This is a genomic window from Mesoterricola sp. JemC181, from assembly GCF_055384585.1.
Window position 1 is genome coordinate 3,968,410 of record NZ_AP045076.1, and the last position, 19,831, is coordinate 3,988,240.

The 19,831-nt window shown below is 68.8% G+C and carries 18 protein-coding genes; 14 read left to right on the forward strand and 4 right to left on the reverse strand.

The window, feature by feature from the left end; all coding sequences use genetic code 11:
• Nucleotides 1-40: 40 nt before the first annotated feature.
• Entirely contained in the window at nucleotides 41-745 is a 705-nt protein-coding gene (locus tag ACZ5MC_RS17485) for a response regulator (protein WP_464516374.1), read from the reverse strand.
• Nucleotides 742-2,007 (reverse strand): ATP-binding protein, encoded by a 1,266-nt coding sequence (locus ACZ5MC_RS17490; RefSeq protein ID WP_464516375.1) that lies wholly within the window; start codon nucleotides 2,005-2,007, stop codon nucleotides 742-744. Before ACZ5MC_RS17490 ends, ACZ5MC_RS17485 begins: the two co-directional genes overlap by 4 nt.
• 32 nt (nucleotides 2,008-2,039) lie before the next feature.
• On the opposite strand from ACZ5MC_RS17490, the gene ACZ5MC_RS17495 reads away from it, so the two are divergent.
• Nucleotides 2,040-3,209 (forward strand): acetate/propionate family kinase, encoded by a 1,170-nt coding sequence (locus ACZ5MC_RS17495; RefSeq protein WP_306601766.1) that lies wholly within the window; start codon nucleotides 2,040-2,042, stop codon nucleotides 3,207-3,209.
• On the opposite strand, the gene ACZ5MC_RS17500 is transcribed toward ACZ5MC_RS17495, so the two are convergent.
• On the reverse strand, nucleotides 3,206-5,179 hold the full coding sequence (locus ACZ5MC_RS17500; RefSeq protein ID WP_464516376.1) for a sigma-54-dependent Fis family transcriptional regulator: 1,974 nt from the start codon (nucleotides 5,177-5,179) through the stop codon (nucleotides 3,206-3,208). The two genes, ACZ5MC_RS17495 and ACZ5MC_RS17500, sit on opposite strands and share 4 nt — an antisense overlap.
• A gap of 223 nt (nucleotides 5,180-5,402) precedes the next feature.
• Here ACZ5MC_RS17500 and ACZ5MC_RS17505 point away from each other — a divergent pair, with 223 nt between their 5' ends.
• Both ACZ5MC_RS17505 and ACZ5MC_RS17510 read left to right on the forward strand, forming a co-directional pair.
• The gene (locus ACZ5MC_RS17505) at nucleotides 5,403-7,133 is read left to right on the forward strand and encodes an aldehyde ferredoxin oxidoreductase family protein (RefSeq protein WP_464516377.1); all 1,731 of its coding nucleotides are present in this window, start codon (nucleotides 5,403-5,405) and stop codon (nucleotides 7,131-7,133) included.
• Nucleotides 7,133-7,357, forward strand: a complete 225-nt coding sequence (locus tag ACZ5MC_RS17510; protein ID WP_306601769.1) for a MoaD/ThiS family protein — start codon at nucleotides 7,133-7,135, stop codon at nucleotides 7,355-7,357. Before ACZ5MC_RS17505 ends, ACZ5MC_RS17510 begins: the two co-directional genes overlap by 1 nt.
• 148 nt (nucleotides 7,358-7,505) lie before the next feature.
• Here ACZ5MC_RS17510 and ACZ5MC_RS17515 read toward each other — a convergent pair whose 3' ends face one another.
• Nucleotides 7,506-8,060, reverse strand: coding sequence for a helix-turn-helix domain-containing protein (locus tag ACZ5MC_RS17515; protein ID WP_306601770.1), 555 nt, complete (start codon nucleotides 8,058-8,060; stop codon nucleotides 7,506-7,508).
• A 76-nt stretch (nucleotides 8,061-8,136) separates the two neighbouring features.
• Here ACZ5MC_RS17515 and argF point away from each other — a divergent pair, with 76 nt between their 5' ends.
• The 11 genes from argF (at nucleotide 8,137) to ACZ5MC_RS17570 (ending at nucleotide 19,811) form a co-directional block, all read left to right on the forward strand.
• Complete coding sequence (argF, locus tag ACZ5MC_RS17520) at nucleotides 8,137-9,123, forward strand: ornithine carbamoyltransferase (protein WP_306601771.1); 987 nt, start codon at nucleotides 8,137-8,139, stop codon at nucleotides 9,121-9,123.
• A 13-nt stretch (nucleotides 9,124-9,136) separates the two neighbouring features.
• Nucleotides 9,137-10,192: a 2,4-diaminopentanoate dehydrogenase gene (ord, locus tag ACZ5MC_RS17525; RefSeq protein WP_464516378.1), complete on the forward strand. Its 1,056-nt coding sequence runs from the start codon at nucleotides 9,137-9,139 to the stop codon at nucleotides 10,190-10,192.
• A gap of 66 nt (nucleotides 10,193-10,258) precedes the next feature.
• A complete protein-coding gene (gene ortA, locus ACZ5MC_RS17530; RefSeq protein WP_373432553.1) occupies nucleotides 10,259-10,540 on the forward strand; it encodes a 2-amino-4-oxopentanoate thiolase subunit OrtA in 282 nt (93 codons plus the stop codon).
• Nucleotides 10,537-11,940, forward strand: coding sequence for a 2-amino-4-oxopentanoate thiolase subunit OrtB (gene ortB / locus ACZ5MC_RS17535; RefSeq protein ID WP_464516379.1), 1,404 nt, complete (start codon nucleotides 10,537-10,539; stop codon nucleotides 11,938-11,940). The genes ortA and ortB overlap by 4 nt, the downstream gene beginning before the upstream one ends.
• 17 nt (nucleotides 11,941-11,957) lie before the next feature.
• Complete coding sequence (gene oraS / locus ACZ5MC_RS17540; RefSeq protein WP_306601775.1) at nucleotides 11,958-12,332, forward strand: D-ornithine 4,5-aminomutase subunit OraS; 375 nt, start codon at nucleotides 11,958-11,960, stop codon at nucleotides 12,330-12,332.
• On the forward strand, nucleotides 12,329-14,533 hold the full coding sequence (gene oraE / locus ACZ5MC_RS17545; RefSeq protein WP_464516380.1) for a D-ornithine 4,5-aminomutase subunit OraE: 2,205 nt from the start codon (nucleotides 12,329-12,331) through the stop codon (nucleotides 14,531-14,533). The genes oraS and oraE overlap by 4 nt, the downstream gene beginning before the upstream one ends.
• A gap of 10 nt (nucleotides 14,534-14,543) precedes the next feature.
• On the forward strand, nucleotides 14,544-15,869 hold the full coding sequence (locus tag ACZ5MC_RS17550) for a glutamate mutase L (protein WP_373432572.1): 1,326 nt from the start codon (nucleotides 14,544-14,546) through the stop codon (nucleotides 15,867-15,869).
• Entirely contained in the window at nucleotides 15,869-16,948 is a 1,080-nt protein-coding gene (locus ACZ5MC_RS17555; protein WP_306601778.1) for an alanine/ornithine racemase family PLP-dependent enzyme, read from the forward strand. The genes ACZ5MC_RS17550 and ACZ5MC_RS17555 overlap by 1 nt, the downstream gene beginning before the upstream one ends.
• Before the next feature lie 18 nt (nucleotides 16,949-16,966).
• Complete coding sequence (gene alr / locus ACZ5MC_RS17560; RefSeq protein ID WP_464516381.1) at nucleotides 16,967-18,103, forward strand: alanine racemase; 1,137 nt, start codon at nucleotides 16,967-16,969, stop codon at nucleotides 18,101-18,103.
• Nucleotides 18,104-18,113: 10 nt separating this feature from the next.
• Nucleotides 18,114-19,478 carry an aminotransferase class I/II-fold pyridoxal phosphate-dependent enzyme gene (locus ACZ5MC_RS17565; protein WP_464516382.1) on the forward strand — a complete coding sequence of 455 codons (1,365 nt, stop codon included), beginning with the start codon at nucleotides 18,114-18,116 and terminating at the stop codon, nucleotides 19,476-19,478.
• A gap of 99 nt (nucleotides 19,479-19,577) precedes the next feature.
• Nucleotides 19,578-19,811 carry a hypothetical protein gene (locus tag ACZ5MC_RS17570; RefSeq protein ID WP_306601781.1) on the forward strand — a complete coding sequence of 78 codons (234 nt, stop codon included), beginning with the start codon at nucleotides 19,578-19,580 and terminating at the stop codon, nucleotides 19,809-19,811.
• Nucleotides 19,812-19,831: the final 20 nt, after the last annotated feature.

Here is a 19,831-nt window from a genome sequence, read left to right on the forward strand (position 1 = left end):
TCCGGGTGGAAGCTATTGAAAGTATTTTCAAGTTTTATAACTAAAGAAAGGGGCGGACGGCCTCTCCGCCCCCGGCCTGCAGCTGGTAGAGGTGCAGGGGCCGCCCGATGGCGCCGTAGGCCGAGCCCCGGCGCAGCACCTGGATCGTGCAGAGGAACTCCAGGTACTTCCGCACGGAGACCCGGCTGAGCCCCACCCGCCGGGCCAGGTCCTCGCACGTGAAGCCCCGCTCCCCCTGCGCAAGGGGCCCCAGGGCCTCCCACACGCTGCCGAGGGTTCCGCGGTCCAGGCCCTTGGGCAGGTCCGGGGCCGCCGCGGACCGCGCGAAGACCCGGTCCAGCTCGTCCTGGCTGGCGGGGCGGTCCAGGCTCATCATCCGGTGCGTCTGGGCGTAGTGCTCCAGGGCCTGCCGCATGCGCTCGAACTCGAAGGGCTTGATGAGGTAGTCCATGGCCCCCAGTTTCAGGGCCCGGGAGATGGTGCGGGTGTCCCTCGCGGCCGTGACGAAGATGACGTCCACCGCCACGTCCGAGGCCCGGATGGCGGCCAGCAGGTCCAGCCCGTCCGGGCCCGGCATGCCGATGTCCAGGAGCACCAGGTCGATCCGGCGGGTCCGCAGCGCCTCCAGGGCGGCCGCGCCGTCCCGGGCGCTGGCCGCGGTACGGAAGCCCGGCACCCGGTCCACGTAGAGGCGGTTGACCTCGGCCACCATGGGATCGTCCTCGACCAGCAGCACCTGGATCATGGCTGAACCTCCTCGGGGAAGGGGATCACGGCCCGGAAACGGGCGCCGCCCCCTTCGCGGCCGGACGCGGCGAGGGTGCCCCCGAGGGCCTCCACCCGCTGGCGGACATGGTGCAGGCCGTAGCCCCGGTCGGCGCCCTTGGTGGAGAAGCCCTTGGCGAACACGGGCCCCGGGGGCAGCCCCGGTCCGCGGTCCTCCACCTGGATGGCCAGGCTGCCCTCCTCCGCCCGCAGGGAGACGTCGATGTCGCCTCCCGCGCCCATGGCCTCCACAGCGTTCTCCAGGAAATTGCCCAGGATCGTGATGACGTCGTGGACGCTTGCGGGCGCCCCCGGCGACGGCACGCTGGAGTCCGGCGACAGGACCACCCGCAGGCCCTTCTCCCGGGCCGAGGCGGTCCGGGCCAGGAGGAAGCCCGCGATCACCGGGTCCTTCACGGCCCTCACGACGCCGCCCACGTCGCCGTCCGCGGTACGGGCGAGGTCCGCGAGGTAGTCCGCGAGGCGCTCCATCTCCCCCAGGCGCGCCAGCCCCAGGATCACGTGGAGCCTGTTCATGAACTCGTGGGTCTGGCCCCGCAGCGCGTCGGCGTAGAGCTTCACGCCCGCCAGTTGCTCCTGGAGGGCGGCGGCGATCTCCACCGGCTCCATGCCCAGGAGGTTGCGCTTGATGCGGGAGGCCACCGCGAACGCCCCCAGGACCCCCGTGGCCAGGCCCAGGAGCAGGCCTCCCAGGACCATCCGGCGCACCACAAGGAGGTGGTGGTCGATGCCGGTCATGAGCACGCCCACCGCCACCGCCCCCACCTGCCCACCGTCCCGGCCGTAGACCGGCATGAACACCCGCAGGGCCGTCCCCAGGGTGCCCCGGGCCACCGAAGTGTAGGTGCGGCCCAGGAACACCTCCCGGTCGTCCCCGCCCTGGAAGCGGTCCCCGATGAGGGAGGGGTTGGGGTGGGTGATGCGCTTGCCGGCCAGGTCCAGGACCACCACGTAGTCCACGCCCGAGGCCAGGCGCAGCCGCTCCGCCGAGGCCTGGGCCCCGGAACGCCTCCCGGACAGGGTCTCCACCACCTCCTCGTCCCGGGCCGCCAGGCTCGCCACCACCGCGGCCTTGTCCGCCAGCAGGGCACGGGTGTGCCGCTCCATCTGCCAGCTCACCAGGAGCCCGGTGACCAGGAGGGCCGGGACGAGGGTGGCGCAGACCAGGAGCAGGATCCGGGTGCGGAGGCTGGGGACGGGGAAGATTCTCATCGGGGCCATTATCCCTTGCATCTCCTGCTATTGTTTGTCCCATGTTCGTCCTCGTCCTGAACGCCGGCTCCTCCAGTCTCAAGTTCAACCTCTTCGACATGGCGAAGGAGGTCTCCATCGCCGACGGCATGGCCGAGCGCATCGGGCTGGCGGAAGCCAACCTGGAGTGCAACCTCGCCGGCGACAAGCGCAAGGAGGCCCTGCCCCTGCCCACGCACCGGGAGGCCCTGGAGGCCATCCTGGAGCGCCTGCGCGCCGCGGTGCTCCACGATACCCCCATCCACGCGGTGGGCCACCGGGTGGTGCACGGCGGGCCCAAGTACGGGGACTCGGTCCTGGTGACCGAGGAGGTCGTGAGCGACATCGAGCATTTCGCCCTCTACGCCCCCCTGCACAACCCCGCCAACGCGCTGGGCATCCGCACGGCCATGGAGGCCTTCCCGGACGTCCCCCACGTGGCCGTCTTCGACACGGCCTTCCACCACGACATCCCCGACTTCGCCCGCATCTACGGCATCCCGTACGACCTCAGCCAGAAGTACGGCATCCGGCGCTACGGCTTCCACGGCACCAGCCACGCCTTCGTGGCCGCGCGCACCGCCCTGCTCCTGTGCCGCCCCCTGCGCTCCCTGAAGATCATCACCTGCCACATCGGCAACGGCACGAGCATCTGCGCCGTGCTCAACGGCAAGAGCATGGACACCTCCATGGGCATGACGCCGCTGCAGGGCGTGATCATGGGCACCCGCTGCGGCACCATCGACCCCAGCGTGGTCGAGATGCTCATGGAATACGAGAACCTCGACTACAAGGCCATCACCGATCTTCTCAACAAGAAGTCCGGACTCCTGGGCATTTCAGGCGTCTCCTCCGACTTCCGGGAGATCGAACAGGCCGCCAACCAAGGTAACGAGCGTGCCCGCCTGGCCCGGGACCTCCTCACCTACAACGTGCGCCAGTTCATCGGCTCCTACGCCACGGTCCTGGACGGCGTCGACGCCATCACCTTCACCGCCGGCATCGGCACCCACAGCACCTTCGTCCGGGCCAAGGTCTGCAGCAAGCTCACGTTCCTGGGCGTCAAGCTGGACCCCGAGGCCAACGAGCACGGCAAGGGCGAGCGGATCATCAGCACGCCGGATTCCAAGGTGGTGGTGACCGTCGTGCCCACGAACGAGGAACTGATGATCGCAAGGGAAGCGGTGCGCTAGATCCCGAACTTCTCCATCTTCCGGTAGAGGGTGTTCCTCGAGATCCCGAGATCCTGCGCCGCCCGGGTCATGTTCCCCTTCGCCGAGCGCAGGCACGCGAGGATGTCCTCCCGCTCCTCCTCCGCCAGAAGGTCGCGCAGCTTCACGGGCCCCGAGGCCACGGCCGTCAGCCGCGCCGGAGGCGCCTCCGGCGGCCTCAGCAGCTCCTCGGGCAGGTGTTCCACCTGGATCCGGCCGCCCCGCACCGAAAGGGCCATGCGCTCCACGACGTTCTGGAACTCCCGGATGTTGCCGGGCCAGGCGTGGGCCTGGAGGACGGCCACCACGGCGGGGTCGATGGCCAGGCCGGCGCGGCCCTTGAGCTTGCGGAGGAAGGCCTCCAGGAGCACCGGGACGTCCTCGGGGTGCTCGCGAAGCGGGGGGAGCTTGATCGTCGAGACGTTGAGCCGGTAGTAGAGATCCTGGCGGAAGGTGCCCCGCCGGGCCTCCTCCCGCAGGTCCTTGTGGGTGGCGCAGATGATCCGGACGTCCACGAGGAAGGCCCGGTCCCCGCCGAGGCGGGTGATGGTGCGGTCCTGGAGCACCCGCAGGAGGGCCACCTGCTGCTCCAGGGGCATGTCCCCGATCTCGTCCAGGAAGAGGGTGCCGCCCCCGGCCAGCTCGAACTTCCCGGGGCGGCCGCCCCGGGCGGCCCCGGTGAAGGCGCCGTCCTGGTAGCCGAAGAGCTCGCTGGCGATGAGCTCCCGGGGGATGGCCCCGCAGTTCACCGCCACGAACGGCCCCCTGCGCCGGTCGGACTGGTTGTGGATGGACTGGGCGAACATCTCCTTGCCCGTGCCGCTCTCGCCCGTCAGCAGGACGTTGCTGTCGTTCTCCGAGGCGGCCCGCCCCAGCTGCACCGCCTTCACCAGGGCCTCCCCGCCCCCCAGGATGTCCTCGAAGCGGAAGGTGGCCTGGGCCCCCGAGAAGCGGTTGACGAGCCGCTTGAGCTTGTTGATGGGGTTCACGAACAGCACGGCCCCCCGCACCGCCCCGGCGGCGCCCAGGATGGGCTTTCCGCTGGCCAGGCAGTGCTGCAGGCCCTGGCCGCTGCGCACGTCCACCTCCCGGTCCAGGAATTCCCGCCCCTGCGCCAGGAGCGCCGCGAGGGGCTCGGGGTCCAGGACCAGGTCCTGGATGGCCGTCCCTTCCGCCTGGGGCCCCCGGATCGCCAGGATGCGCTCCGCCACGGGGTTGATCCGGCCGATCGCGCCCTGGGCGTCCACCACGATCACGCCGTCGGTGACGGTGCCCAGGATGCGGGAGAGCCGGTCGTTCAGGAGGGTCAGCTCCTGGTTCCGCTGCTCCAGGACCAGCGAGTTCTGGATGGCCGCCACGGAAGCCATCACCAGCCCCAGGGTGTGGGAGTGGGTCTCGTCCACCGGCCCGGACAGGTCCAGGACGCCCAGGGCCCTGCCCTCCGGGTCGAGGATGGGGGCGCCCGAACAGGTCCAGCGGTGGTGCTTCCGGCAGAAATGCTCCGGGCCCGACACCTGGAAGGGCCGCCCCAGGACCAGGCAGGTGCCGGCGCCGTTGGTCCCCACCTCGTGCTCGTCCCACAGGGCCCCGCCGTTGAGGTTCAGGTCCTGGCAGGTGCGGATGCGCTCAGGATCCCCCACCGCCTCCAGCAGGATCCCGTTCTCGTCGAAGAGCAGGACCACGAAGGCTCCGGCCACCAGGCTGAACAGGTTGTCCATGAAGGGTTTGGCGACCCGGATCAGGTCCTGCTTGCGCTCCACCAGCGCGGCGAAGGCCGAGGGGCGGAGCACCCCCATGGCCCGGCCCGCGAAGGGATCCACCCCCGCCTCCTGGCACCGGCGCCAGGACGCCTCCACCTCCGGGGCCAGGACGCCCGGCTCCAGGTCCCCCGTGCTGACGAACTGCTCCCAGGCGGAAAGGATGGCCGGCGTGTTGATCTTGCGATAACCCATGACTGCTCCTGGCGTGGACCGTACCGAAGTGTCACATATCGTCCGGGCGGCGGTACGCTGTTGCGCAACATGTGACGGAGTTGCACATGCATGGAACATTGATAATCCCATCTTTTTTCCTGAACCGCCCCTGATGGAGGCTGGCATCCGGACCCCAGCGCCACCCGTGGCACAACCCATGCATTTACACGGGTTCCGCCATGCGGCTCAAAGGGAGAACACGATGGACAGGATTCTCAGGGTCAACCTGACCGACCTCACCACCCGGATCGAGGAGACGCCCGGGGAGTGGGCGGGCCTGGGGGGCCGCGCCCTCACCTCCACCATCGTGGCCAGGGAGGTCCCCCCGGCCTGCCACCCCCTGGGCCCCAACAACAAGCTCGTCTTCGCCCCCGGCCTCCTCTCGGGCACGTCGGCCTCCAACTCGGGCCGCCTCTCCTGCGGGGCCAAGAGCCCGCTGACCGGCGGCATCAAGGAGAGCAACGTGGGCGGCACCGCGGCCCAGATGTTCGCGCGGCTCGGCATCAAGGCCCTGATCGTCGAGGGCATGCCCAAGGGCGCCGCGTGGTACGGCCTGCGGGTCACCAGGGACGGGGTGGCCATCCAGGAGGAGCGGGAGCTGGTCGGCAAGAACAACTTCGCGGTGCTGGAGGCCATCGAGGGCCGCCTCGGGAAGAAGGCCGGCGTGCTTTCCATCGGCACCGCCGGCGAGATGCGCGTGACGGCCGCCAACATCTCCGTCCGGGACCCCTCGGGCAAGCTCCGCAGCCACGGCCGCGGGGGCCTGGGCGCCGTCATGGGCTCCAAGCGCGTCAAGTTCATCACCATCGAGGACGAAGGCGCCCCCGGCATCCAGCTGGCCGATCCCGACAAGTTCAAGGCGGCCTCCCGCGTCTTCACCAAGGCCCTCATGGACCATCCCGTGAGCGGCACCGGCCTGCCCACCTACGGCACCAACGTCCTGGTGAACATCCTGCACGAGGCGGGGGGCCTGCCCACCCGCAACTTCACCTCGGGCCGCTTCGACGGGCACGAGTCCATCTGCGGCGAGACCATGCACGAAACCATCGTCGCCCGCGGCGGCAAGCCGCGCCACGGCTGCCATGCCGGCTGCGTCATCCAGTGCTCCCAGGTCTACAACGACAAGGACGGCAACTACCTCACCTCCGGCTTCGAGTACGAGACCATCTGGGGCCTGGGCGCCAACTGCACCATCACCGACCTGGACGACATCGCGACGGCCGACAGCATCATGGACGACCTGGGCATCGACTCCATCGAGACCGCGGTCGCCTTCGGCGTGGCCATGGAGGCCGGCATCCTCCCCTGGGGCGACGGCAAGGAGATGCTGCGCATCCTCCGCGAGGAAGTGGGCCAGGGCACCGCCCTGGGCCGCGTCATCGCCTCGGGCGCGGGCGCCGTGGGCCGCACCTACGGCATCACCCGCGTCCCCGTGGTGAAGAACCAGGGCATCCCCGCCTATGATCCGCGCTCGGTCAAGGGCATCGGCATCACGTACGCCACCACCCCCATGGGCGCCGACCACACCGCCGGCTACACCATCGCCACCAACATCCTCAACGTGGGCGGCCAGGTGGATCCCCTCAAGAAGGACGGCCAGGTCGAGCTCAGCCGCAACCTGCAGATCGCCACCGCCGCCATCGACTCCACGGGCATGTGCATCTTCGTGGCCTTCCCCGCCCTGGACATCCCCGAGTGCCTGCCGGCCATGATCGACATGATCAACGCCCGGTACGGCGCCGAGCTCACCGGCGACGACGTGGTGGCCCTGGGCAAGACCGTCCTCAAGACCGAGCGCGGCTTCAACATGGCCGCCGGCATGACCAGCGTCCACGACCGGCTTCCCGAGTTCTTCCGCACCGATCCCGTCGCTCCGCACGACGCCGTGTGGGACTTCACCGACGAAGAGGTCGACGCGTTCTGGAACTTCTGATGATCGTCACCGTCAAGCTCTTCGCGCATTTCCGCAACGGCAGGTTCAAGGAGGCCGAGAAGGCCTTCCCGGATGGCGTGGACTGCCTCCACGTCATCCAGAGCCTCGAATTCACCGCCAGGGACATGGGGATCGTGATGGTGAACGGACTGCATGCCGCCCTGGACAGGCCCCTGGAGGACCGGGACATCCTGGCCCTGTTCCCCCTGGTCGGGGGCGGGTAGTTTCCTCGGCGAACCTCGGCCCCTCAGCCACCTCGGCGATGCCTTTCTATTCATGGATGCCGCGGCGCGAAGATCCATTGCGCCGCACCGTCTTGAAACAGAATGCATCGCCGAGGTGGCCGAGGGGCCGAGGTTCGCCGAGGAAAAGCTAGGCCACGACGTTCAGGATGAAACTCAGGCTCCCCTTGCCCGTGTTGGCGAAGGCGTAGGGCGTGTCCGAGGGGAAGGCGATGGACTCGCCGGCCTTGAGCACCTGGGTCGCGCCGCCCTGCTCGAGGGTGAGTTCGCCCCGCACCACGTACACCATCTCCCGGTATCCCGGCAGGTCCGGCTCGCCCTGGTAGCGGTCCCCGGGCGCGATGGTCCACTTCCACAGCTCCACCGTGCGCTTCGCGGGAAAGCTCTGGAGCAGGTCCACCTTGGTGCCGGGGCTGCTGCCCTGCCAGAGCTGGACGCCCCGGTCGGGGTGGGGGGCCTCCTGGGCCGCGTTCACCAGCTCGGAGAAGGTCAGCTCGAACGCCGCGGCGATGTGGCCCAGGGTGGCCAGGCTCACGTTGCTCTCGCCGCTCTCGATCATGCCGATCATGCGCCGGGAGAGCCCGGCGCGGTCGGCCAGCTCCTGCTGGCTCCACTTCAGGTCGTGCCGCTTTTTGACAATGTTCAGGGAGATGGGGAGGAAGAGTTTTCGCGGGTCGAAGGCCATGGGAACCTCAAAGGGTAATATATTGCACATCCCAAAAATGCGCAATATACTTGCCATGCCGAAAAGGAGAACCACCATGGCCGTCAACCTCAAGGGTCGCAGCTTCCTCAGCCTCATGGACTTCACCGTTGAGGAGGTGCGCTACCTCCTGGACCTCTCCCGGGACCTCAAGGCCAAGAAGCGCATGGGCATCTACAACTACCTCCTGAAGGGCAAGAACATCGTCCTGCTCTTCGAGAAGGCCTCCACCCGCACCCGCTGCGCCTTCGAGGTGGCGGCGCTGGAGGAGGGCGCCCACGTCACCTTCCTGGACAGCAACAGCTCCCAGATGGGCAAGAAGGAGTCCCTGGAGGACAGCGCCAAGGTCCTGGGCCGGTTCTTCGACGGCATCGAGTACCGCGGCTACAAGCAGGAAGTGGTGGAGAACCTGGCGAAGTTCTCCGGCGTGCCGGTCTGGAACGGCCTCACGGACGTCGACCACCCCACCCAGATCCTTGCCGACTTCCTCACCATCGAGGAGCACGTGGCCAAGCCCCTCAACAAGGTCAAGCTGGTGTTCGCCGGCGACATCCGCAACAACATGAGCTACGCCCTGATGTACGGCGCCGCCAAGACCGGCATGCACTTCGTCGGCCTCGGGCCCAAGGAGCTCTACCCCAGCCAGGAGATCCTGGACCGGGTGCGCGAAGTGGGCAGGCTCACCGGCGCCAAGATCGAGATCACCGACGACGTGAACGCCGTCGCGGGCGCCGACGTCATCTACACCGACGTGTGGGCCTCCATGGGCGAGGAGGACCAGATCCCCGAGCGCGTGCGCCTCCTGACCCCCTTCAAGGTCACCATGGACCTCGTGAAGAAGACGAACAACCCCGACATGATCTTCCTGCACTGCCTGCCGGCCTTCCACGACTTCGAGACGAAGCTGGCCAAGGACATGATGGACAAGGGCTACGACATCCGCGAAGTGACCGACGAGGTCTTCCGCAGCCACCACTCCAAGGCCTTCGACGAGGCGGAGAACCGGATGCACACCATCAAGGCCGTCATGGTCGCCACGCTGTAGACCGGGAGAAGACATGAGACAGGAAAACGTGAAGGTCTCCATCTGGGGATTCGGAGCCATGGGCGGCGGCATCGCCGAAGTGCTCCTGCGCAAGAAGGGCGTCGACATCGTCGGCGTGTGCGACATCCACCCCGACCGCGTCGGGAAGAGCATGTTCGAGGTCCTGGGCGTGCCCCGCGGGGACCGCCGGGACGTGGTCATCCAGGGCGACATCCACAAGGTGGTCACCCGCGGCAGCGCCGACGTGGTGATCCTCGCCACCGACAGCTTCACCCGCAAGGCCTTCGACAAGATCAAGCTGATCGTGGAGCAGGGCATCAACGTCATCTCGACCGCGGAGGAGATGGCCTACCCCAAGGCCAAGGAGCCCGCCCTGGCCGAGGAACTGGACCGCCTGGCCAAGGCCAACGGCGTCAGCATCCTGGGCACCGGCATCAACCCCGGGCTGATGATGGACCTGCTGGTGATCCTCATGACCGGCGCCTGCACCGACGTGGACTACATCAAGGCCGAGCGCGTCAACAGCCTGTCCCCCTTCGGCCCCGCCGTCATGGAGGAGCAGGGCGTGGGCCTGACCCTGGACGAGTTCAACGCCCAGTCCGCCTCCGGGCACCTGGCCGGCCACGTGGGCTTCAACGAGTCCGTGAACATGATCTGCGACGCCATCGGCTGGAAGCTGGACAAGCCCGTGGAGCAGTCCATGGCCCCGATCGTCTCGAACGTCCTGCGCAAGACGAAGTACGCGGAAGTGAAGCCAGGGAACGTCGCCGGCTGCACCATGCTGGGCTTCGGCACCGTGGACGGCAAGCTGGCCGTCGAGATGGTCCACCCCCAGCAGATCGAACCCGAACTCGAAGGCACCGACACCGGCGACTACGTGGTGATCAAGGGCACCCCCAACGTGAACCTGTCCAACAAGCCCGAGATCCCCGGCGGCATCGGCACCATCGCCATGTGCATCAACATGATCCCCCAGGTGATCAACGCGCGCCCGGGCCTGTTCACGATGATCGACCTGCCCGTGCCCCGCGCCATCATGGGCGACATGAGGGAACAGATCCATCCGTAGCTTTTCCCCGGCGATCCTCTGCGAGGCCTCGCGGAGGATCGCCGGATAAGCCAAAAAAGGGAGCCAATGATGAACGTCATTCCCAAGGGCACCTGGGTCGAGATCGAGCGGGTGCTGCTTCAGCCCGGGGACCGGGCCCCCAATCTCCCGGAAGAGACCCGGATCTGTCCCTACGTCCTCAGAATCTCGGGCTTCCTCCAGGAGGATGCCGAACTGGGGGCCCAGGTCACGGTGCACAGCCTGATCGGCCATGCCCACCAGGGCGCCCTGAAGGTCGTCAATCCCGGCTATTCCCACAGCTTCGGCACGACCGTTCCGGAACTCCTCCACATCGGGGTGCGCCCATGAAGGACATGTCCTACCAGGCCGTCATGGGCCGGCGCAACGAGATCATGAAGGCCAGCCTGGGGATCGATTTCACCGACTACATCCAGAGTCCCATCGCCTTCGACTACGAGCGCATGATGCGCGAGACCGGGTACGCCCTGGAGGACATCGTCCGCATCCAGGCGGAGACCAAGGTCGGCAACACGCCGCTGTTCGAACTGACCAACCTCACCGAGGCGGTGCGCGCCTTCGCGGGCCCCGGCAAGGGCGCCCGCATCCTCGTCAAGGACGAGGCCGCCAACGCGGGCGGGTCCTTCAAGGCGCGCCGCGCGGCCATCAGCGCCTTCGAGGCGAAAAAGCGCGGCTACGCGGGCCTCGTGGCGGCCACCTCCGGCAACTACGGCGCGGCCGTGGCATCCCAGGCCGCCATGCGCGGGCTGAAGTGCATCATCGTCCAGGAGGTCTTCGACAGCCGCGGCGTGGGGCAGCCCGAGATCCTGGAGAAGAGCCGGGCCTGCGAAGCCTACGGGGCCGAAGTGCAGCGCCTCTCCGTGGGGCCCGAGCTCTTCTTCCAGCTGCTGCTCACCCTCGAGACCACGGGCTTCTTCAACGCCAGCCTCTACACCCCCTTCGGCATCAAGGGCGTGGAGACCCTGGGGGTCGAGGTGGCCGAGCAGGTGCGGGCGCGCTACGGCAAGGACCCCGACGCCGTGGTCATCACCCACGCGGGCGGGGGCAACCTCACGGGCACCGCCCGGGGCCTCATCGCGGCCGGCAGCACCGGCACCCGCGTCGTGGCCTGCTCCGTGGACCTGGGGGGCCTGCACATGGCCTCCGACACGGACTTCAACCGCAAGTCCTTCACCACCGGCCACACGGGCTTCGGCGTGCCCTTCGCCACCTGGCCGGACCGGGTGGACGTGCCCCGCAACGCGGCCCGCAGCCTGCGCTACATGGACGAGTACCAGCTGGTCACCCAGGGCGAGGTGTTCTACGTCACCGAACTCCTGGCCAAGCTGGAGGGCCTGGAACGGGGCCCGGCGGGCAACACCAGCCTCACGGCGGCCGTGACCCTGGCCCGCGCCATGGACCGGGACCAGATCGTGGTGGTTCAGGAGACGGAGTACACCGGCGCCGGCAAGCACCACAACCGCCAGCTCTCCTTCGCCCGGGAGAACGGCATCGAGGTGCGGGTGGGCGATCCCCGGGAGAACGTCCCCGGCAGGGTGATCGTCATACCCGAGCGCCTGGAGCAGGTGCGGGGCAGCGTCCAGGACATGGACAAGCTGCGTCTGTCCTACCTGCGCAACGCCGCCAAGGCCCATCCCATCCCGCTGTGGAGCGATGCGGACCGGGCCTTCCTCGCCGCCGACCTCAAGAAGGACCTCGACTGGGTGGCCCAGGCCGCCGCGACCCTCTGAACCCAACGGAGAACCCCATGACGGATGAAACCCAGGCCCGGAAAGACCGGTTCGCGCTCCGCCAGGCCGAACTGGCCCAGCTGAGCGACGCCCAGCTCAAGGAACGCTTCTGGCAGCTCTGCAACCAGGTGGTGGCACCCATCGTGGACCTCGCCCGCACCCACACCAGCCCGTCCATCGAGCGCTCCGTGCTCCTGCGCATGGGCGTGGACAGCGTCAGCTCCCACGGCGTGGTGGACCGCATCTTCGAGGCGGGCCTGCTGCCCAAGGGCGCGGGCAACGTGCTCCTGAAGGTGGGTGAGCGGGAAGGCAAGGACGTGCGCGGCGCCGCCGCGGCCATCCTCGAGAACAAGGACGTCCTCAAGAACCTCTTCCAGAGCGTGAACGCATGAGCGAGCATCTCGAACCCAACGTCAAGCTCGACATCGAGCACATCCTCGAGGGCCTGGAGGACTACCATCCCCCACGCAAGGGCTGGACCTGGCGCGACGTGCCCACCGAGGGCGTCAACATGGGCCCCTTCCACTTCCGGGACATGTCCAAGCCCCTGAAGAACTCCATCGGGCTCCCCGCCTCCAAGTACTTCGACCACATCGACCCCCAGCCCTCCTGCGTGGTCACCACCGAGATCGCCTCCGGGCGCTTCGAGGACGACATCCGCCGCATGCGCATGGCGGCCTGGCACGGGGCGGACCACATCATGGTCATCCGCACCACCGGCCAGAGCCACATCGACGGCCTGCTGGAAGGCACCCCCGAGGGCATCGGCGGGGTGCCCATCACCCGCAAGCAGATCCGCGCCAGCCGCAAGGCCTGCGACCTCATCGAGGAGGAGGTGGGCCGGCCCATCAACTTCCATTCCTACGTCTCGGGCGTGGCGGGCCCCGAAGTGGCCGTGCTGTTCGCCGAGGAGGGCATCAACGGCGCCCACCAGGACCCCCAGTACAACGTCCTCTACCGCAACGTGAACATGTACCGCTCCTTCGTGGACGCCGCCGAGGCCAAGTCGGTGATGGCCGGCGCCGGCATCTTCCAGATCGACGGGGCCCACAACGCCAACGCCACCGCCAAGGCGGGCTGGCTGGTGATGCCCGAGCTCATGGTGCAGCACGGCATCAACTGCGCCTTCTCCGTGGCCGCGGGCATGGACCGGAGCCTCATCGGGCTGTCCACCGTGCCCCCCAACTCCCCCCCGGCCCCCAAGCTCTGGTTCGACCTGCCCTACGCCGTGGCCCTGCGCGACTTCTTCAGCGAGTACAAGATGCGGGCCCAGCAGAACACCCGCTACATCGAGGCCGACATCGAGGAGGCCGTGCGCACCCACACGGTGGACACCCTCATCTCCATGCTCACCCGCGCCGACATCCAGTCCACCATCACCCCGGACGAAGGCCGCAACGTGCCCTGGCACTACAACAACATCCGCGGCGTCCAGACCGTCAAGCAGACCTGGGCCGCCCTGGACGGCATCAAGGAGCTGCTGACCCTCAACCACGACGGCCCCCTGGGCGGCATGGTGCGCGACCTCAAGGAGCGCGCCGTGGCCTTCCTGGAGGAGGTGGTGGAACAGGGCGGCTACTTCGCCGCCGTGGAGCAGGGCTTCTTCGTGGACTCCGCCAAGTACCCCGAGCGCAGCGGCGACGGCATCGCCCGCGACGCCAAGGGCGGCGTGGGCGCGGGCTCCCTGATCCCCCGGGACGCCGACTACTTCGCCCCCGTGTGCAGCCACTTCGGCCACAACCACGTGCCCGAAGGCCTGGACAAGCCCTGCGCCCCCATCCAGGGCTGCACCCTCTGCGTGCCCGGGAAGATCGTCTACATCGACGAGCTGGACCCCGAGGACTCCTGCGACCGCCGCCTGGAGAAGACCCTGCCCTACCGCAAGGGCGGCCTCATCCGCCCCGAGGCCGAGTGGGCCGGGGACGGCACGGTGCTCATCCAGCTCTTCGTGCCCGAGAACGAGGACATCGCCCCGGTGTACGCCACCGAGATGGCCCGCAAGATGGGCCTCACGGACCCCGAGGTGATCAACACCATGGTCCTGCACCCCTCCGAAGGCTGCTTCGTGGAGGTCAAGGGCAAGGTGGCCTTCGACATCGAGAAGAGCACCCTGAAGATCCCCGAGAAGGAGATCATCCTCCCCGAGGAGGTCCTGCGCGCCGCCGTGAAGGCCACGGGCCTGCGCGTGGTGGCCGGCACCGTGGGCGAGGACGAGCACAGCGTGGGCCTTCGCGAGATCCTGGACATCAAGCACGGCGGCATCGAGAAGTACGGCGTCAAGTACACCTACCTGGGCACCTCGGTGCCCCTGGGCAAGCTGGTGGACGCGGCCATCGAGACCGGGGCCCAGGCCATCCTCATCTCCACGATCATCAGCCACAACGACGTGCACCGCGCCCAGATGCGCAAGCTGGCGGAACTCTGCCGGGAAAAGGGCATCCGGGACAGCGTGGTCCTGATCGCCGGGGGCACCCAGGTGAACCGGGACATGGCCGCCGAGACGGGCCTGGACGCCACCTTCGGGCGGGGCACCAAGGGCATCCACGTCGTCAACGCCATGGTCAAGGTCCTCCGGGCCCGGGGCGTGGTGTAGCGTGGACGGAATCCAGGTCCTGACCATCGAGGTGGGGAGCACGATCACGAAGGTGAACGGCTTCGCGCGGGATGGCCGGGACGGGTTCCGGCACCTGGCCCAGGGGTTCGCGCCCACCAGCGTGGCCCTGGGCGACGTGGGCATCGGCGTGCGGGAGGCCGTGGCCGACCTGGAGGGCCGCTTCGGCGGCCCCGCCGGGACGCCCGAGACCTTCGTGAACAGCTCCGCCGCAGGGGGCCTGCGCATGACCGTGCACGGGCTCACGAAGGGCATGACCGCCCGCGCCGCCCAGGAGGCCTCCCTGGGCGCCGGGGCCATCGTCAAGCAGGTGACCGCGGGCCCCCTGGACGACTTCGACCTGGAGGAGCTCCGGGAGATCGCCCCGAACATGATCCTGCTCGCAGGGGGCGTGGACTACGGCGAGAAGGACATCGTGATGCGCAACGCCGAGCGCATCGCCGGCCTGGGCCTGAAGGTGCCGGTGGTCTACGCCGGCAACATCGCGCTGCAGCGCCCCATCCGCAGGCTGTTCCAGGAGGCCGGCCTCGAGCTGCTCCTGGCCGACAACGTCTTCCCCGACGTGGACGTCCTCAACGTCCAGCCCCTGCGCGGCCAGATCCACGACCTCTTCAGCCGCCACATCGTCCACGCCCCGGGCATGGCCCCCTTCGCGGACCTCACCCGGTGGGGCATCCTGCCCACCCCGGGCGCGGTGCTGCGGGGGGCCGAGCTGTTCGCGGAGAGCATGGGGGACTGCCTGGTCTTCGACGTGGGCGGGGCCACCACGGACGTGCACTCCGTCACCGACGGCAGCCTGGAGTTCGCCAGCCGGCTGGTGGACCCCGAGCCACGGGCCAAGCGCACCGTGGAGGGCGACCTGGGGGTCTACGTGAACGCCCACCACATCGTGGACACCTTCGGCACCGAGGAGTGGCGCGCGCGCCTCCTGGACCTGCAGGCCCTGCCCGCCACGGAACGGGAGCGGGAGCTCACCCGGTGGCTCTGCGCCCGGGCCGTGGAGGTGGGCATCCGGCGCCACGCCGGGATCGTCTCGGACCTCTACACCCCCACCGGGCGCAAGCAGATCATCAAGGGCAAGGACCTCACCTCCGTGAAGTGGGTGGTGGCCACCGGCGGCGCCCTCACCCGGGTCCCGGGGGGTTCGGAGTGCCTGCGGGCCGTCTGCACCGGTGCCGGCACCCACCTGCTGCCCCCCCCGGAGGCGCGCATCCTCATCGACCGCGACTACCTCTTCTCGGCCCTGGGCACCCTGGCCCAGGCCTACCCGGACGACGTGAGGACCACCTTCCGCCGCTGGGCCGAATCGGAGCCCTGATGTACTACCGGACCCCCCGCCTCGAGATCTACCCCGACCGCATCACGGCCAACGCCCGGTCCGTCATCGCCCGCTGCCACGCCCACGGCGCCAAGGTGGCCTGCGTCACCAAGGTCACCTGCGCCCACCCCGCGGTGGTGCACGCCCTGGAGCTGGGGGGGGCCGACCTCATCGCCGATTCCCGCATCTCCAACCTCATGTCCATGGCCAACACGGGCCAGGCCCTGCCCCTGATGCTCCTTCGCATCCCGGCGCCCTCGCGGGCCGCCGACGTGGTGCGCTGCGCGGACACCACCCTCAATTCCAGCGTGGAGACCATCCGGCTCCTCTCCGAGGCGGCCCAGTTCCTGAACGTGCACCACAACATCATCGTCATGGTGGACGTGGGCGACCTGCGGGAGGGCGTCTGGCCCGACCAGGCCATCCGCGTGGTGCGCGAGGCCAGCCGGCTGCCCAACATCAACGTGGCCGGGCTGGGCTGCAACCTGGCCTGCTACGGCGGGGTCATCCCGTCGGTGGAGAACATGAACGCCCTCATCGAGGTCCGCGACGCCTGCCGCCGGGCCACGGGCCTGGAGCTGGCCACCCTGTCCGGGGGCAACAGCGCCAGCCTCCCGCTCCTGGAATCCGGTCTCATGCCCAAGGAAATCAACCAGTTCCGCATCGGGGAAGCCATCGTCCTGGGCCGCAACGTCCTGGACCGCAGCCCCTGGACCGGCACCCGCCAGGACACGTTCCGCATGGTCGCCGAGGTGGTGGAGCTGGAGCGAAAGCCCTCGGTGCCCGTGGGCGACCGTGGCCAGGACGCCTTCGGCGGCTTCGAGGAGTTCACGGACCGGGGCGTGCGCCTGCGGGCCATCTGCAACCTGGGCCGCCAGGACGTCACCGTGGACGGCATCGTGCCCGAGGACAAGGGGATCATCGTCCTGGGCGGCAGCAGCGACCACCTGGTGCTGGACGTGGAGGAGGCCGAAACGCCCGTGAAGCTGGGAATGGAGCTGGGATTTTCACCCAACTACAGTGCTTTGCTGGCTTTATCAACCTCTCCCTACGTGCAGAAGGCCGTCATCAGGGGCTAGAATCAAGCAGGGGAACCCATGCTCTACCAGACCCACGCCCGGGTGCATCTCGGGAACATCCGCAGGAACCTCGAGGGCATCCGCGCCCAGGTGGGCCCGGACCGCTTGGTCCTCATCGCCGTCAAGGCGAACGCCTACGGACACGGGGCGGTGGCGGTCTCGCGCATGGCCGAGGGCCTGGGTCTCGCCGACTGGCTGGGCGTGGCCACCGTCCCCGAAGGCCTGGAACTGCGGGAGGCCGGGCTCAGGCTGCCGATCCTCAAGTTCTCCCCCACGTTCCCGGAAGAGATGGCCGCGGCGGTGGCGGCGGACCTCACCCTGACCGTCTGCGAGCCGGAGAACATCCGCCTCCTTCAGGCCGTCGCCCGCGGCCTGGGGCGGCAGGCGCGGGTGCATCTCAAGATCGACACCGGCATGGGCCGCATCGGCGTGACGCCGGAAGAGGCGCCCGCCCTGGCGCTCCTCATCGAGCGCGACTGCCCGGACCTGGTGCTGGAAGGGCTCATGACCCACCTGCCGGTGAGCGACGAGGAGGCCGGGATCCCCTACACCCGGGCCGAGATCGCCCTCTTCCGGGAGACCGCCTCGGCCCTGGCCGCCGCCATCGGGCGCATGCCGGGCCTGGTGCACTGCTCCAACTCCGGCGCGGTCCTGGGCCACGAGGAGGGCTGGCTCTCCATGGTGCGGCCCGGCGTCATGATCTACGGCCACTACCCGGACGCCACCACGCCGCGGACCATCCCCCTCCACCCCGGCATGTCCGTCGTCACCCGCCTCGCCTTCGTCAAGCAGGTCGCCGGCGGCACCGCCATCGGCTACGGCCGCACCTGGGTGGCCGAACGGGACACCTGGATCGGCACGATCCCCGCGGGCTACGCCGACGGCTTCAACCGCCTCTTCTCCAACCGCGGCCGGGTCCTGCTCCAGGGGCGCTCCTACCCCGTCGTCGGCCGCGTGTGCATGGACCAGTGCATGATCGACCTGGGCCCCGAGACCTCCGCCGCCCCGGGCGACGAGGTGGTGCTCATGGGCCGCAGCGGCCGCGAGGAGATCACCGCCCAGGAGTGGGCGGACGTCCTCGGAACCATCACCTACGAAGTCACCTGCCAGATCAACGCCCGCGTGGAGCGGGTCTTCGACCCGGAAACAGCCTGAGGGAGCAGCCATGACCATGCAACTCAAGGATCTCGGAAAAGCCGTGTTGGACACGGAATACGCGGTGCGCGGCCCCATCGTCGCCCGTGCCCAGGAGCTGGAGAAGCATGGCCGGGAGGTCATCTACTGCAACATCGGAAACCCCCAGTCCCTGGGCCAGCGCCCCATCACCTACGTGCGCCAGCTCCTGGCCCTGTGCGAGTATCCCGAGCTGATCACGGCCGCCGCCGGCCTCTTCCCCGCCGACGTCCTGGAGACCGCCCAGGCCATCCTCAAGGGCTCCCGCCACGGCCTGGGGGCCTACAGCGAGAGCCGCGGCGTGCGCTTCATCCGCGAGGCCGTGGCCGAGTTCATCCAGGAGCGCGACGGGGCTGGGATCGACCCCGACCAGGTGTTTCTCACCGACGGCGCCAGCAAGGGCGTCCAGAGCATCCTGAAGCTCCTCATCGCCGGGCCCGCCGACGGGATCATGATCCCCATTCCCCAGTACCCCCTCTACAGCGCCACCATCACCCTCTACGAGGGCCGCATCGTGCCGTACGGCCTGGACGAGGCCGACCACTGGCGGCTCAACCCCGCCCTCCTGGAGGCCGCCCTGGCCAAGGCCCAGGCCGAGGGCACCCGGGTCAAGGCCATCTGCGTCATCAACCCGGGCAACCCCACCGGCGCGGTGCTGGACGAGGCGAACATCGCCATGGTCCTGGAGTTCGCCCGGAAGCACGGCCTTTCCGTCCTGGCCGACGAGGTCTACCAGGAGAACATCTACCTGGCCGGCGACAGGTTCGTCTCCTTCGACAAGGTCCTCCAGGAACGGGGGATCCGGGACGTGTCGCTCTTCAGCTTCCACTCCTGCTCCAAGGGCTTCCAGGGCGAGTGCGGCGTGCGGGGCGGCTACTTCGAGTACCGCAACGTCCCCGAGGACGTGGCCGCCCAGATCCTCAAGCTCCAGTCGGTGAGCCTCTGCGCCAACCTGGCCGGCCAGGTGGCCACGTACGCCATGGTGCGCCCCCCCCGCCCCGGAACCCCCTCCTACGCGCTCTACCAGCAGGAGCGCGGCGGCATCCTCGAGAGCATGAAGCAGCGCGCCGTCATCCTGGCCGAGGGCCTGAACCGCATCGAAGGCATCACCTGCAACGTCATCGCCGGCGCCATGTACGCCTTCCCCCGGGTCGCCCTGCCCCCCGGCGTCACCGACGACGCCTGGTGCATGGCGCTCCTGGAGGAGACCGGCATCTGCGTGGTGCCCGGCTCCGGCTTCGGCCAGGCCGAGGGCACCGCCCACTTCCGCACCACCATCCTGCCCCCCACCGAGAAGATCCGCGCGGTGGTGGAGAAGCTGGCCGCCTTCCACCGGGCCTACAGCGCCCGGGTCTGAACGGACGGCCGCCTGGATTTCACCTCCATTCCCTTGACAGGAAGCCGATAATTTAAGAGCCGGGGCCTTCCCGCCCCGGCGGCTTCAGGGAGGCAACCCATGGCCTCGATTCCCGGAATCACCGGTACGACTGTTCCGCAAATCCCCACCCAGCCGTCCTTCAAGCTCCCTGGCGCGCCCACACCGGCCGAGCAACTGAAGGAAGCGACCGAATCGCTGGCGGATCTCCGCCTGGAGGCGGCCCAGGGCAACCTGCGGGCCGAAACGAAGCTCGCCCTTGAACAGGACCTGTTCGGGAAACCGGCCAAGTCGTCGATCAACCTGCTGGCATGAACGGACGGGCCCTCACCGCC